Source organism: Devosia litorisediminis (assembly GCF_018334155.1).
GTDB lineage: Bacteria > Pseudomonadota > Alphaproteobacteria > Rhizobiales > Devosiaceae > Devosia > Devosia litorisediminis.
Window position 1 is genome coordinate 391,203 of the sequence record NZ_JAGXTP010000001.1, and the last position, 13,671, is coordinate 404,873.

Here is a 13,671-nt window from a genome sequence, read left to right on the forward strand (position 1 = left end):
AAAAGCCCCCGGCGCGATCCGGGGGCTTTTGTTTTTGTCGGCGTGCACTACCAGCGCAGCAGGAAACGGCCGAGCAGCGCACCCAGACCGGCCACCACGGCAATGCCCAGCGTGTACCAGAGGGCCAGGAACATCACGCCGTTCTCGCCGCAGGCGAAGGAATAGATCCACGCGCCGGTGCCGCCAGCAAACAGGCCAGCGGCCAGACCGGCCAGTGTCGGGTTGGCAGGCGCGAGGCGGCGCAGGGCCATCAGCAGGGCGACAAGCACGGGCACTGACAGCGCGACAATGCGCCAGGGGCAGACCAGCGAGGTGCCGCCGATCACCAGCGGCATCATTTCGTCGGGCTCGGCGCCCGCCAGTTGCACGATGGCGGCAATGAAGACGCCCAGCAGCAGCAGCGGGGCGGCCAGCCAAGGCCAGCGAATGGCGCCATCGGGGCGCGACAATGCGAGCGTTGCCACGCCACCCAGCACAGCCAGGGCCAGCGTATAGCCGAACTTGGTCCAGAAGATCATTGTGCCCGGTGCCGTGGCGATATCGGCTCGGGTGCCCAACCAGGCGAGCATGGCGATGGCCGCCACCACGCCACTGGCCATGACGGCACCCACGACAAGACGGGGCAGGGCGTTGTGCCGGACGGGCTTGAGGTCGCTCGAGAGGCGGTCGATCAGCTCGTCAGTCATTTCTCGCCTCCCGAAAACCGGGAAACCAGCGATTTGAGGCCGCGGTGGATGGAGACCTTGGCGGCCGTTTCGGTAATGCCATGATGCGCGGCGGCTTCGGCAATGGTGGCGCCTTGCACCCGCGTGCGGCGAATGAGGTCGCTGGTGCGCTCGGGCACGGCGTCGAGCACGACGTCAAGATCGCGTTTGGCGGTCGCATCGGCATGGTCATCATGGGCAAAAATGGGGGCATCGTCCTCAAGCGGTACGGTCAGCCGGATGGACTGGCGGCGCACGTGATCGACAAATTTGTGGTGCGCCACGGCATGCAGCCAGGCGGTGAACGGACGGGTGCGGTCATAGGTCATGCGGCGGGTATGGATAGCGAGCAGTGTTTCTTGCACGAGATCCTCCGCGTGCGAGGCGAAAGCGGGGGTGAGCCGCCGGGTGAAATAGGGACGCAGGTGGCGGCCAAGATCGGCCAGCAGCGCGCGATATGCCGCCGCGTCGCCGTCCAGCGATGCGAGCATCAGTTCTCGCAAACGCGTCTCGGTCGGATCAGTCTGCATCGTTCACTCATTCGCTCCGTGCAGCCATATGGTTACATGGCAGCGAACACGTTTGGAACGCCCAATCGCCGATCACGAGCCCGTGATCGGGTAACGCAGACCCAAAGCGCCGCGAATAGCAGGGCATGGACACGCCGATAGGTGGGGCTCAGGACAACAAATGCACCGGCAAAGCCGTAACATCTGCGTGTTAATCGTCATTTGCCCTGCGCAGACCCGTTACTCATAATGCACAGGATCTGGTCCGGGATCGATTTGGGGAAGAGATGGCTGACACAACAGACGAGCCGGCTGCCAAAGGGCCGCTGATCTATCGCCAGTCGATCTGGACCCGGGGTACGCACTGGATCTGGGCAATCTGCCTGTTTTTCCTGCTGCTGAGCGGGCTGCAGATCTTCAACGCACATCCCACGCTCTATATCGGGCAGCAATCGGGCTTTGCGTTCGACAATGCCATTCTTGATATCGGAGCGGTCAATACGCCCGAGGGGCCGCGCGGACGGACCACTGTGTTCGGCCGCGAGTTTGACACCACCGGCGTGCTGGGCATGAGCGGCACGGCCGAGCGTCCGGCCTTTGTCGGCTTTCCCGGTGCGGTGACGATACCTTCGTTCCGCGATCTGGCGACCGGACGCGTGGTGCATTTCTTTTTTGCCTGGGTGTTCGTGGCGACGATGTTCGTGTGGTTCCTGGCCAGCTTCATCAACGGCCATATCAAGCGCGATATTCTGGTGCGGCCGCGCGATCTGGCCGCGGTGCCGCGCGATGTGGCCGACCACGCCACACTCAAATTCAAACATGGGCGAACATACGGCCCGCTGCAGCGTATTTCGTATTTCGGGGTGTTCTTCATCCTGTTCCCGCTGATCGTGCTGACCGGGCTGACGATGAGTCCCACCATGGATGCTGGATGGCCCTGGCTGCTGGATATCTTCGGGGGGCGGCAGACAGCCCGCACCATCCATTTCGGCGTGATGGTGCTGCTGGTGACGTTTTTTATCGTGCATATCATCATGGTTGTGGCCGCCGGGCCGATCAACGAGCTGCGCTCGATGATCACCGGCTGGTATCGCGCCAGCCCGGGGACACCGGGAAGTGAAGGAGACAAGCCATGAGCGGCATCATCACGCGGCGTAACTTCCTGCGCGGCACGGCTGTGGCCGGGTCGGGGCTGGTTCTGGCTGGCTGTAACCAGTTCGACTTTCTGGGCTCCAAGGAGAACCAGGTGCGCCAGGTGATGGAGCAGGCCAATGTGCTCACCTATAACGTGCAGCGGGCCTTGGTCGGGGATCAGGCGCTGGCGCGCGAATATTCGGCCAGCGAAATCCGGCAGGGTCAGCGGCCCAACGGGTCCACTGATCCGACCACGGCGGAATACCGGTTCCTGCGGGCGCAGGATTTTGCCAATTACAAGCTCAAGATCACCGGGATGGTGGAGCAGCCGCTCGAGTTCACACTGGATGAATTGCGCAACATGCCGGCGCGCAGCCAGATTACCCGACATGACTGCGTGGAAGGCTGGAGCTGCATTGCCAAATGGACCGGCACCCAACTCGGCCCGATCCTGGACATGGCGCGGGTAAAATCGGGCGCGCGCTTCGCCGTCTATCACTGCTTTGACAATATCCAGCGGACGCTGACCGGCGACATTCTCTATTATGAAAGCTCGGATCTGGTGGACGCCTATCACCCGCAGACCATTCTGAGCTACGGGCTGAACGATCAGGTGTTGCCGGTGGCCAATGGGGCACCCATTCGCCTGCGTATCGAGCGGGCGCTGGGCTACAAGCAGCCGAAATATCTGCACACGATCGAACTGGTTGATGATCTGTCGAGCTTCGGCAAGGGCAAGGGCGGCTACTGGCCCGATGTCGGCTATGACTGGTATGGCGGGATCTGAGGATTTCGGCCGCCACAGGCCTAGCCGCGCGCTGCCAGAGTGATGGCGCAAAGACGTTGGTGCGGTACCTGCGTCGTCAAACGCAGCCCCGCCATGCGGTGGCCGGGGGCGAATAGACTTGCTATTTCAGGCCTGTTGGCCCATATCAGCTTCATCGTCGCAGCTGCAACCACGTGTTGAGCACATAGACCAGCGACGGACTTCACTTCTTATCCCCTTGCGGTGAGCGGCGAAGTCAGCCCGGAAACAATTTGTCCGGGTTCGAGCCAGCACCCGCGCGATACCCCCAATTTATCGCCCGATTGCATCTGTTGACCCGCCATTCGCATGTGTGAATGGCGACACGCGCGCTGCAGTGTTCTGCGCGCGTCGCAGCGCCAATCCGGCGCAGAAAGACATGTTCTTTGAACGACTTTATTTCTCTGGGCCTTCCTGAACTCCTGACCGACAGCCTGACTGCGGCCGGGTTCACCACGCCCACCAAAATCCAGACCCAGGCCATCCCCAAGCTGCTTGAAGGTCGCGACATGATGGGCATTGCCCAGACCGGTTCGGGCAAGACGGCTGCTTTTGGCCTGCCCATTCTGGCTGGCCTGCTGACCCTGAACGGTCGCCCGCGTCCGCTGACCACCCGCGCGCTCATTCTCGCTCCAACGCGTGAACTGGCCGTGCAGATCGACGAAGCCATCCGCAAGTTCGCCGGCACCAAGATGAAGCTCGATACCGTGCTGCTGCTTGGCGGCGTGTCGCGCTACCACCAGGTCAAGCGCCTCGAGCGCGGCGTTGATATCGTTGTAGCGACCCCTGGTCGCCTCAAGGATCTGATGGATGACGGCAAGATCAAGCTGGCGGAAACCCGCTGGCTGGTGCTCGACGAAGCCGACCGGATGCTCGATATGGGCTTTATCGCTCCTGTGCGCGCCGTCGCCAAGGCCATCGGCCATCGTCGCCACACCATGATGTTCTCTGCCACCATGGCCCCTGAAGTGGCCGATCTGGCCAAGTCACTGCTGAACGAGCCCGTTCGCGTTGATGCTTCGGTTGCCGGCTCCACCGTGGTCAAGATTGACCAGCGCGTGATCCTGTCGGGCTCCAAGGCCAAGCGTGGCGTGCTCAATGAGCTGCTGGCCAACGAAGAAGAAGCCATGGAGCGCGTGATCATCTTCTCGCGCACCAAGCATGGCGCCGACCGGGTTGCCAAGAACCTCGAGATTGACGGCCACAAGGCTGCAGCGATCCACGGCAATAAGAGCCAGAACGCCCGCCAGGCAGCCCTGAAGGGCTTTTCCAGCGGCGATGTCCGTATTCTGGTGGCGACCGATATCGCGGCCCGCGGCATTGACGTTCCCGGCATCACCCATGTGGTGAATTACGAACTGCCAGACGATCCGGAAAATTATGTGCACCGTATTGGCCGTACTGGCCGTAACGGCGCATCGGGTCAGGCGATCACCCTGTGTGATGGCACCGAGCGCGGCAAGCTGCGCGATGTCGAGCGCCTGATCCGCCGCACATTGCCCTATACCGGCGATCTGCATCTGGCCAATGACACCGGCGTGGTGGAAGCACCGCGCTCGGCCTACAAGAAGCCTTCGGGTGGCCGTCCGGGTCCGCGTTCGAACAAGAACCCGCGCAAGGCGCCGGGTGATCGTCGTTCGCCAGCCGAGCGTCGTCCCTTTGCCGAGTTCGGCAAAGAAGGCGGTGGCCAGGCCCAGCCGCATCGTCAGCCAAGCGATACCCCGCGCAGCCGTCCGGCTGCCGAGGGGCAGCGCACCCGTCCAGCGGGTGAAGGCCAGCGTTCGCGTCCAGCGGGTGAAGGCCAGCGTTCGCGCGGTGGTGATGTGGCGCGTACGCGCCCGGATCACGCCCAGCCAGGCCGTGGCGTTCGCCGCGACATGGAAACGGGCAAGCCCATGGGTGCCAAGCCCGTCGGCGGCAAGCCCAAGCAGCGCTGGGGCAAGTCACAGAAAGACGCAGGTCGCGTTAGCCGTAGCAACGGCTAAGCACTGCAGGAATTGACAAAGGGCGGCCTCTGGCCGCCCTTTTTCTTTGTCGGGAGGGACGGATGACAAAAATCGCAATTATTGGACCGGGTGCGCTGGGCGGCACGATCGCGGGCTGGCTCTGCCAGAATGCGGCGCATGAGGTGATCGTGTGCGCGCGGACGCCGCTGGTCGATCTGCGGGTGGAGACGCCGGTGGGTACGCTGAATGCAGCGCCCCAGGTGCTGATCGATCCGGCGCCGGCGCAACCGGTTGACTGGGTGCTGGTGCTGACAAAGACCTATGATGTGGCAGCGGCCAAAGTCTGGCTCGACTCCCTGGTGGGGCCGGGCACGCGGGTGGCAGTGCTGCAGAACGGGGTTGAGCATGTGAGCCGGTTTGCCGCGCTGCTGCCGGGACAGGCCATCGTACCGGCGGTGGTGGATATACCGGCCAGCCGTTCCGCGCCCGGCCGCATGATCCAGCAGCGCCTGGGCAGCATCGTGGTGCCCGAGGGTGACGATGGTGCTGACTTCGTCGGTCTGTTTGGTGAAACCAAAATTGATGTCTCGGCAGTGGCGGACTGGAATTCGCGCGCCTGGGGCAAGCTTTGCCTGAACTGTGCAGGCGCGGTGGCGGCGCTGACACAGCGCTCGACCGGGCCGGTGTGGAATGATGATCTTGAAGTGCTGGTGCGCGGGCTGGTCAGCGAGTGCGCTGCGGTGGCGCGGGCCGAGGGCGCGGTGATCCCCGACAGTCTGATTGAAGGCGTTATCGAGGGCGCCCGCAACGCGCCTGAAGGCGCGGGCAATTCGATGTCGGTGGATCGCTTTGCCGGGCGGCAGATGGAGCTTGATGCCCGTAACGGCGTGATTGTGCGGCTAGGCAAAAAGCACGGCATCGCAACGCCGATCAATGCCTTGTTCGTCACCTTGCTGGCCGCCTCGGGCAGTCCCTGGGTGACCTGATCACGGCAAAAAGGCAGCGTTGACGCTGGCTTCTTTCATGTGCCGTCTGGCGGACGTTTTCAGATATTTTTGATCGTCGGTGTCATGGCGGCGGCGCTGCTGGCGCAGGCCGACGGACGCTGTGGCCGGTTGCCGGGGCGCGATTGCTGCCACCAAGTGAAAATCCGACTGCAGTGCTGGCGGTGGATCAGTCCCCACGACCATGGCAAGTCCTCGTGCGGGCGCGCCGAGCGTTCGGCTCGCCGATATTGCTGAACCTTGCATAACCCCGTAGCGCCCCGATGGGGCGTTACAAGGCCGTGATCCGGATGACCATGTGGCAAGGTCAGGCGACCGAGGACACGTAGAGAATGTCACGTGTGGCCGAACTGAGCCGTTCATCGGATGGGGTCAGACGTTCGAGGAAGCTGTGCGACCAGTTGTCGACGCTGTGCTTGTGGGCGGCGGCCATCAGGGTTTCCCAGCGCGCGATACGTTCCTTGAGCGGCATGTCGAGCGCCATGCGCAGGGCCTCGGCGGTCTCGTCGGTATCGAACGGGTTGACCAGAATGGCGTCGTCGAAGATTTCGGCGGCACCGGCAAAGCGCGACAGGATCAGCACGCCGGGGTTTTCAGGGTCCTGCGAGGCGACAAATTCGTGGGCCACCAGATTCATGCCGTCGCGCAGCGGGGTCACCAGTCCAACGCGGGCAAGGCGATAGAGCCCGGCCAGGCTGGGTTGGCCATAGGCACGTTTGACATAGGTGAGCGGGGACCAGTCGGGCTCGGCAAAACGGCCCATAACGCGACCGCAAATGGCGTCGAGCGCGTCACTGGTTTCCTGATATTCCTTGATGCTGTCGCGCGATGGCGGCGCAATCTGCATCATGTGGACAGAGCGGCGGAAATGGGCGTCGTTGGAGAGCAGCTTCTCATAGGCTTCGACGCGTTGCGGCAGTCCCTTGGAATAATCGAGGCGATCAACACCCAGGATCAGGCGCTGGTCGGGCAGTACGCGTTCGACGCGGCGGATCATCTTGGTCGCGGCTGGGCTGACGGCCATTTTGGCAAAGGCGTCGGGGTCGGAGCCAATGGGGAAGGCGCCGGTTTCACTGCGGGTGAAGTCGACCGATTTGAGCGGATTGCCGGAGATCGAGGAAGGCGACTGGTGATCGGCAAACTCGGTGAATGCCGAGACGTCGCGATTGGCCTGCATGCCCACCAGATCGTAGCGCGACAGGTCGCGCATCAGCTCATTATGGTGCGGAATGGCGTAGAGCGCATCCGTGGTGGGGAAAGGAATGTGCAGATAAAAGCCGATCCGGTTGCGCGCGCCCAGATTGCGCAATTCGCTGGCCAGCGGGATCAGGTGATAGTCGTGCACCCAGATGATGTCATCGGGTTTGAGCAGGGGTAGCAGGGCGCGGGCGAACTGCTGATTGACCGCGCGATAGCCTTCATACCAATGGCCTTCAATGGTCGCCAGATCGAGCCGGAGATGGAAGCTGGGCCAGAGGATCGAATTGGAAAAGCCGGCATAATAGGCGTGGTGATCGGAGCGGGTGAGATCAATCTGGGCGACGGAGAGGCCATCGATGTCTTCAAAGCGGGCTTCAGTGGAGGGGGCGTCCACGAGCTTGCCTGACCATCCGAACCAGAAACCTTCGCGCTCGGCCAGGGTCTTGCGCAGGGCCACGGCCAAGCCGCCGGCCGCCGGGCCCTTGCCAGGTGTACGGTTCGAAACAACGATCAGTCTACTCATGCAGTGCCCCCAGGCGTCGTTCAGTCGTTCAGTGTTTGGGTGAAAACTCGCGGTCGCGTGCGGCGATGTCGCCCAGTCCCTGCAGCAGGGCGCGGACCGAAACCACATCGGCAATGCGCATACGGGCTGCGGTGTCCCCATCGCCCAGCTTGATGCCTACGCCACCCAGGTCCTGAGCGGCGATGAAGCCATCCTCGTCGGTCACGTCGTCGCCGATGAAGATGGGCGTGCGGCCGATAAAGGGTTCCTCGCGCATGAAGGCGCGCAGCGCCTCGCCCTTGGAGACGCCGCGCGGGCGGGCTTCAAGCACCATCTTGCCGGGTACCAGGGTGAAGTGTTCATTGTCGGCGACGGCGTCCTGCATGGCGTGGCGGACGACATCTTCGAGCTCGGGCGCCTGTCGGAAATGCAGCGCGACCGCGCCTTCCTTGGTTTCCATGATGAGATCTGGATGGGCCTGGATCAGTGGCTCGATGGCGCGGGCGATCGCCTCGGCGCCAGAAAGAGACGCGGGGTCAATCTCTTCAACCACGCCATCGGCCCGACGGCGCTGGGTGCCATGCGCACCAGCGATCGGCAGAATCAGCGGTGAGAGGAATTTGTCGATATCGGCGATCTCGCGGCCGGTGAGCACGGCGAAAGCGCTGTTCATCTCGCGGGCGGTCTGCTCGATCTGATGAGCGAGAGATTCAGGCACATCAATGCCATCAGGAGTTTCCGCCAATTCGACGAGCGTGCCATCAAAATCGGTGAAAATGGCCAGCTGCGGGGCAGTTGTGACGTCGGTGGTGTCTGTCTGCGGCATTGATGGGCCTCATTGGGACGTATTCGCTACGGTAACGCATAGGTGAGCATTTGGTTCGCGATAAGGCGGCGCCAGGCTCACATGGCAGTCATGCACAATGGACTGTTCTGAACGCGATCTGAATGACGCATTGGTACCGCGTTCAATAGCCGACGGTATCATGAGGCCAGACTGCAATGCCAATTCTGCCTGTAACCGGATTGAACAGGATGTCCCAGATCGGTCTGACCGTGATGTTTGCGCTGGCGCTGAGCCTGCTGACGTTCGCCGCATCCTTTGCCGATGCGCCGCGCAGCGAGTTCATGCCTGAGCTGTCCACGCAGCCCTGAGTGATCAGGCCAGCGGAATGCCGCTGGCACCCTTGTCCTTCTGATAGATCGCCGACAGTTCGCCATAGAGCGCGCTGATGTCGTCGAACCGTCCCACCAGCGCTTCGCGATGATCGCGATCAAGCCCGGCGATCAGCTGGGCGATGCTGTGGCTGGTCCAATAGTGATTGGCGCGGTTGTAGAGCGGACGGTCAGGCGAGACGGTGCCGGTTTCCGGCTCGGGAACGGCATAGACCGCCTTGAGGATGGCGATGTCGTGGGGAATGGCGAAGCTGTCGCGCGTGTCCTGGTAGCTGAACAGATAATAGAAATTGTCAAAGCCCGACCAGGTAATGCCCGACAGGCAGAGCGAGCAGGGCTCATGGGTGGCCAGAAAGATGCAGTCCTTGACGTCGGGGCGCTGGTCCTCGGGCAGTTCGAAGAAGCGCTTGATGGCGTGCATTTCGCCATGCCAGAGCGGGTTTTCGATCTCGTTATTGGTCTCGGCGATGACCACCGAAAGATCGGATTTGCGCAGGATGGCCGCGCCGAACAGCTTGTTGCCATGGGTAACAGCCTGCCGGGTGAGCGGGGCGATGTCGCGTTCGATGACGTCGAGCAGGCGGTCGACAAGGGCAGCGGTGGTCATGGCTTTGGCCGTTCATTGGCTTGGGGATGGCGCACCAGATGGGGGACATCGAAATGGTGTTCCTGAAGATTATTGCCGTCGCCACCACGATCAACCACCAGGAAATCGGCTGCCTGCTCGAGGGGCGTGAGCACGCCGTGCCAGGTGTTCATGGCGATATTGACGCCCTGGCCGGGCCGGGTGATGAAAGCGCGTGGCATATCGGGCGTGCCCGACAGATCGCCGGCGACAATGACCAGAAACGGTTTGTCGCCCAGCGGATAGAAGGCCTGACTGCCCAACGGGTGGCGTTCGACCATGCGCAGTGTCAGGGGCAGGTCATAGGGCTTGCCGCGAAAGATCGAGATGAGCGGGCGGGGCCGGACGCCACCAAGCTCGACTTCTGCCAGATCGTGGTAGCGCTCGGTCATGCCATTGTTGATGGGATAGTGCTCGGCACCATCAAGTTCGATGACCTGACCAAAGGGGGCAAAACTCTCGGCAGTGAGCGGCTCGATCAGAATGGTGCTCATGGTCTAAAGGCCCAGCTTCATGTGCCGGTTGACGTCCTTGTAGAGCAGGTAGCGGAAGCGCTCCGGCCCGGCATAGCAGGCCTGGGGACAAAAGGCGCGCAGCCACATGAAGTCGCCGGCTTCGACTTCCACCCAATCGCGGTTGAGGCGATAGACGGCCTTGCCTTCAAGCACATAGAGGCCGTGCTCCATGACATGGGTTTCCTCGAACGGAATGACCGCGCCGGGCTCAAGGGTGACGATATTGACGTGCATGTCGTGGCGCAGATCGTCGGGTTCGACAAAGCGGGTGGTGCCCCAGCGCTCCCTGGTGTCGGCCATCCAGCGGATGGGCTGCTCGTTTTCATTGGTGACAAAGGCGGTGGGCTTGGCGATGCCCTCAACGGCTTCGTAACGCTTGCGCACCCAATGGAAGCGGGTGGGCTCGTGGCCCTTGTTGAGCAGGCTCCAATCGCTGCCGGGCGGCAGGAAGGCATAGCCGCCTGGGCTCAGCGTATGGGTGGTGCCAGCAATGGTCAGGCTGGCCTCGCCCGCCACGACGAACAGCACGCCCTCGGCCTCGGGATTGGGCTCGGGGCGGTCGCTGCCGCCACCGGGCAGCACTTCAACAATGTATTGCGAGAAAGTTTCGGCAAAGCCGGTCATGGGGCGGGCAATCACCCAGGCGCGGGTGTCGCTCCAATGGGGCAGGAAGCTGGTGACGATGTCGCGCATCACCCCGTGCGGGATCAGGGCATAGGCTTCGGTGAAAACGGCCCTGCCGGTGTGCAGCGCTGCCTGGGGTGGCAGGCCGGCACTGGGTGAAGCGTAGCTTGGAGTGTCCATTGTCGTTGTGGCCTGATCTCGAAAACGGGTACCAGCAAGGCTGGTCGGATTGGTGATGAAACTGGCAGGTCCGGCGCGCGGTGGCTAGGCGGTCTGTCGCACATCGCTGGTGACGGTGCCCGCCGCGTGAATCTCGGCCTCGTGACTGGGCTCGCGCCAGGTTTCCGCCGTGCCGGCATTGTACCACTCGATCAGCGCGGGCAGCGCCAGCAGGCGCGCGGCGTACTCGTTGGCAGGCTGGCTCAGGGTGAGGCCGTAGGTTTGCAGACGCAGCGCCACGGGGGCGTAGAAGGCGTCGGCGGCGGTGAAGTTTTCACCCGCGAGGTAGGGTCCACCGAATTCGGACAGGCCCTGGCTCCAGATTTCATCAATACGATCGAGATCAGCCTGCAGGGCCGGGGTGACCGCGTTGAGCTGCACGCGTACGCCGCAATTCATGGTGCACACGTCACGCAGGGCCGAGAAGCCGGAATGCATTTCGGCGCAGATGGCGCGGGCAAAGGCGCGCGCGGCCTTGTCGGATGGCCAGAGTTGGGGGTGATCTTCGGCGACGTATTCAACAATGGCCAGCGAGTCCCAGACGCGGGTATCGCCATCGACCAGCAGCGGAACCCGGCCGGTGGGCGAGAAGGCGCGAAACTTGTCGTGGCTGCCATGGTCGACAAAGGGCTGCAATTGCTCGGTGAAGGGAATGTCGAGCACGCGCAGTGCCAGCCAGGGGCGCAGCGACCAGGATGAGTAATTCTTGTTGCCGATGATGAGCGTGTACATGGCCGGGCCCCCGGAATTGAAGATTGGTGTGGTCGCCTGAACTGGCTAGGGCAGGATCGCCTTGAGGCGCAAGAGCGCAATGCGCTCGACCTGCGCGCAGGCGGTGGCGAATTCGGCTTCGGCGCTGTTCTTGAGCCGGGTTTCGAAGGCCGCCAGGATCGATTCCTTGGTATTGTCGCGCACCGCGATGATGAAGGGGAAGCCGAACTTGTCCACATAGGCGGTGTTGAGCATGGTGAAGCGCTGGCGTTCGCCATCGGTGAGCGCATCGAGCCCCACCGAAGCCTGTTCGGCGGTGGATTCGGCTGTCAGCCGCTGGGCCGCGGCGAGTTTGCCGGCCAGATCGGGGTGGGCGTTCAGAACGGCCAGACGCTCCTGTTCGCTGGCCATACGGAACTGGCAGCGCAGGGCGAAATGCAGGCCGATGGCGGTGTCATTGGCGGGAGCGAGTTCACCTTCCCAGGCGCGCTCGGCAATCCAGGGCGAGTGCTCGAAAATCGAGCCATAGCGCTGCACGAAGTCGTTCTTGTCGAGCTGGGACGGGATCACCTCGGGGGCGATATAGGGGTGTTCGGTCGCCCAGTGCTTGGCAATGGCGAGGCGGGTGGGGACCCAGACCTTGTCGAAGGTCTTGATGTAATCAACGAATTTCCTGAGGCCCTGGAAGCGGCCGGGCTGGCCCACCAGACGGCAATGCAGACCCAGGCTCATCATCTTGGGGCTGCCGGCCTGTCCCTCGGCATAGAGGCAGTCAAAGCTGTCCTTGAGGAACTGGAAATATTCCTCGCCATTGTCAAAACCGGGCGCGGTGACAAAGCGCATGTCGTTGGCGCTCAGCGTATAGGGGATGATCAACTGCGGCTTGTCCTGATGCACGCGCCAATAGGGCAGGTCATCATCATAGGTGTCCGAGATATAGGCAAAGCTGCCCGTTTCGGAGACCAGATCAATGGTGTTGAGGCTGGAGCGGCCGGTGTACCAGCCGCGCGGCGGCGCGCCCGTGGCGATGGTGTGCAGGCGGATCGCTTCGGCGATCTGGGCGCGTTCCTCGTCGGGCGGCATATCCTTGTGCTGCACCCATTTCAGACCATGGCTGGCGATTTCCCAGCCGGCCTCCTGCATGGCGGCCAACTGGGCTGGGGCGCGCATCAGGGCGGTGGCGACGCCATAGATGGTGACGGGCAGGTCTGCCTCGGTAAACAGGCGGTGCAGCCGCCAGAAGCCGGCGCGGGCGCCATACTCGTACATCGATTCCACATTGGCGTGGCGCTGGCCCGGCCATGGGGCGGCGCCGAGGACGTCAGCGAGGAAGGCTTCGGAGGCATCATCGCCGTGCAGGATATTGTTTTCGCCACCCTCCTCATAGTTGAGCACAAACTGTACCGCGACATGGGCGCCGCCGGGCCAATTGGCATATGGCGGGGTGGGGCCGTGGCCGTGCATGTCGCGAGGGTAACGCATGGATAGGGTGCTTTCGTCTGACTGATCTGGCGATAGTATGGGCTTGTCCGCAGCGATCAAGATGCACAAAAATGGACCAGATGGTAAAAAATGAGCATTGCGGATCGGCGGCGATGCGCTAGTCTCGGCGCGGGGACGACAAACGGAGCAGCAGAAATGGCGGGAAGTGGTCGCCTTACCACACACGTATTGGACACGATGCACGGCACGCCGGCGCGCGGCATGCGGATCGAATTGCACTATGTTCATGGCGATCATACGCACCATATTGCCGATAGCTATACCAATGCCGATGGCCGGGTGGATCAGCCCTTGCTGGAAGGCGAGCAATTCCAGATGGGCGAGTTCGAAATCCGCTTCCATGTCGGGCAGTTTTTCGAGCGCCTGGATGTCGGGGTCGAGAACCCGTTCTTGAACGTGGTACCGATCCGTTTCACCATCAGTGAAGACAAGCACTACCACGTGCCGCTGCTGGTCAGCCCATTTGCCTATTCAACCTATCGGGGGAGCTAGGG

Annotated in this window: 15 protein-coding genes; 5 read left to right on the top strand and 10 right to left on the bottom strand. The window is 62.6% G+C overall.

What is annotated here, in order from left to right:
• Positions 1-47 precede the first annotated feature (47 nt).
• Together KD146_RS01845 and KD146_RS01850 are read right to left on the bottom strand one after the other, a co-directional pair.
• Entirely contained in the window at positions 48-686 is a 639-nt protein-coding gene (locus KD146_RS01845; protein WP_212657052.1) for an NrsF family protein, read from the bottom strand.
• A complete protein-coding gene (locus tag KD146_RS01850; protein ID WP_249327553.1) occupies positions 683-1,234 on the bottom strand; it encodes a sigma-70 family RNA polymerase sigma factor in 552 nt (183 codons plus the stop codon). The genes KD146_RS01845 and KD146_RS01850 overlap by 4 nt, the downstream gene beginning before the upstream one ends.
• Positions 1,235-1,500: 266 nt before the next feature.
• Here KD146_RS01850 and KD146_RS01855 point away from each other — a divergent pair, with 266 nt between their 5' ends.
• The 4 genes from KD146_RS01855 (at position 1,501) to KD146_RS01870 (ending at position 6,084) form a co-directional block, all read left to right on the top strand.
• A complete protein-coding gene (locus tag KD146_RS01855) occupies positions 1,501-2,349 on the top strand; it encodes a cytochrome b/b6 domain-containing protein (RefSeq protein ID WP_212657053.1) in 849 nt (282 codons plus the stop codon).
• Positions 2,346-3,134, top strand: a complete 789-nt coding sequence (locus KD146_RS01860; RefSeq protein WP_212657054.1) for a molybdopterin-dependent oxidoreductase — start codon at positions 2,346-2,348, stop codon at positions 3,132-3,134. The genes KD146_RS01855 and KD146_RS01860 overlap by 4 nt, the downstream gene beginning before the upstream one ends.
• Positions 3,135-3,538: 404 nt before the next feature.
• Positions 3,539-5,137, top strand: coding sequence for a DEAD/DEAH box helicase (locus KD146_RS01865; protein WP_249327554.1), 1,599 nt, complete (start codon positions 3,539-3,541; stop codon positions 5,135-5,137).
• A gap of 62 nt (positions 5,138-5,199) precedes the next feature.
• The gene (locus tag KD146_RS01870; RefSeq protein WP_212657056.1) at positions 5,200-6,084 is read left to right on the top strand and encodes a 2-dehydropantoate 2-reductase; all 885 of its coding nucleotides are present in this window, start codon (positions 5,200-5,202) and stop codon (positions 6,082-6,084) included.
• Here KD146_RS01870 and KD146_RS01875 read toward each other — a convergent pair whose 3' ends face one another.
• From KD146_RS01875 to puuE, 8 genes are all read right to left on the bottom strand, one after another.
• A complete protein-coding gene (locus KD146_RS01875) occupies positions 6,085-6,288 on the bottom strand; it encodes a hypothetical protein (RefSeq protein WP_212657057.1) in 204 nt (67 codons plus the stop codon).
• Between the two features lie 121 nt (positions 6,289-6,409).
• Entirely contained in the window at positions 6,410-7,825 is a 1,416-nt protein-coding gene (locus KD146_RS01880) for an alpha,alpha-trehalose-phosphate synthase (UDP-forming) (RefSeq protein WP_212657058.1), read from the bottom strand.
• 28 nt (positions 7,826-7,853) lie between these two features.
• Positions 7,854-8,630, bottom strand: coding sequence for a trehalose-phosphatase (gene otsB / locus KD146_RS01885; protein ID WP_212657059.1), 777 nt, complete (start codon positions 8,628-8,630; stop codon positions 7,854-7,856).
• A gap of 333 nt (positions 8,631-8,963) precedes the next feature.
• Positions 8,964-9,587: a nucleoside deaminase gene (locus KD146_RS01890; RefSeq protein ID WP_212657060.1), complete on the bottom strand. Its 624-nt coding sequence runs from the start codon at positions 9,585-9,587 to the stop codon at positions 8,964-8,966.
• Positions 9,584-10,099, bottom strand: a complete 516-nt coding sequence (locus tag KD146_RS01895) for an ureidoglycolate lyase (protein WP_212657061.1) — start codon at positions 10,097-10,099, stop codon at positions 9,584-9,586. The genes KD146_RS01890 and KD146_RS01895 overlap by 4 nt, the downstream gene beginning before the upstream one ends.
• A gap of 3 nt (positions 10,100-10,102) precedes the next feature.
• A complete protein-coding gene (locus KD146_RS01900; RefSeq protein WP_212657062.1) occupies positions 10,103-10,924 on the bottom strand; it encodes a bifunctional allantoicase/(S)-ureidoglycine aminohydrolase in 822 nt (273 codons plus the stop codon).
• An 84-nt stretch (positions 10,925-11,008) separates the two neighbouring features.
• The gene (locus KD146_RS01905; RefSeq protein WP_212657063.1) at positions 11,009-11,695 is read right to left on the bottom strand and encodes a glutathione S-transferase family protein; all 687 of its coding nucleotides are present in this window, start codon (positions 11,693-11,695) and stop codon (positions 11,009-11,011) included.
• Between the two features lie 45 nt (positions 11,696-11,740).
• Entirely contained in the window at positions 11,741-13,156 is a 1,416-nt protein-coding gene (gene puuE / locus KD146_RS01910; protein WP_212657064.1) for an allantoinase PuuE, read from the bottom strand.
• Positions 13,157-13,312: 156 nt separating this feature from the next.
• Between puuE and uraH the strand changes: the two genes are divergently transcribed.
• Positions 13,313-13,669 (top strand): hydroxyisourate hydrolase, encoded by a 357-nt coding sequence (gene uraH / locus KD146_RS01915; protein WP_212657065.1) that lies wholly within the window; start codon positions 13,313-13,315, stop codon positions 13,667-13,669.
• The last annotated feature ends 2 nt before the right edge of the window (positions 13,670-13,671 follow it).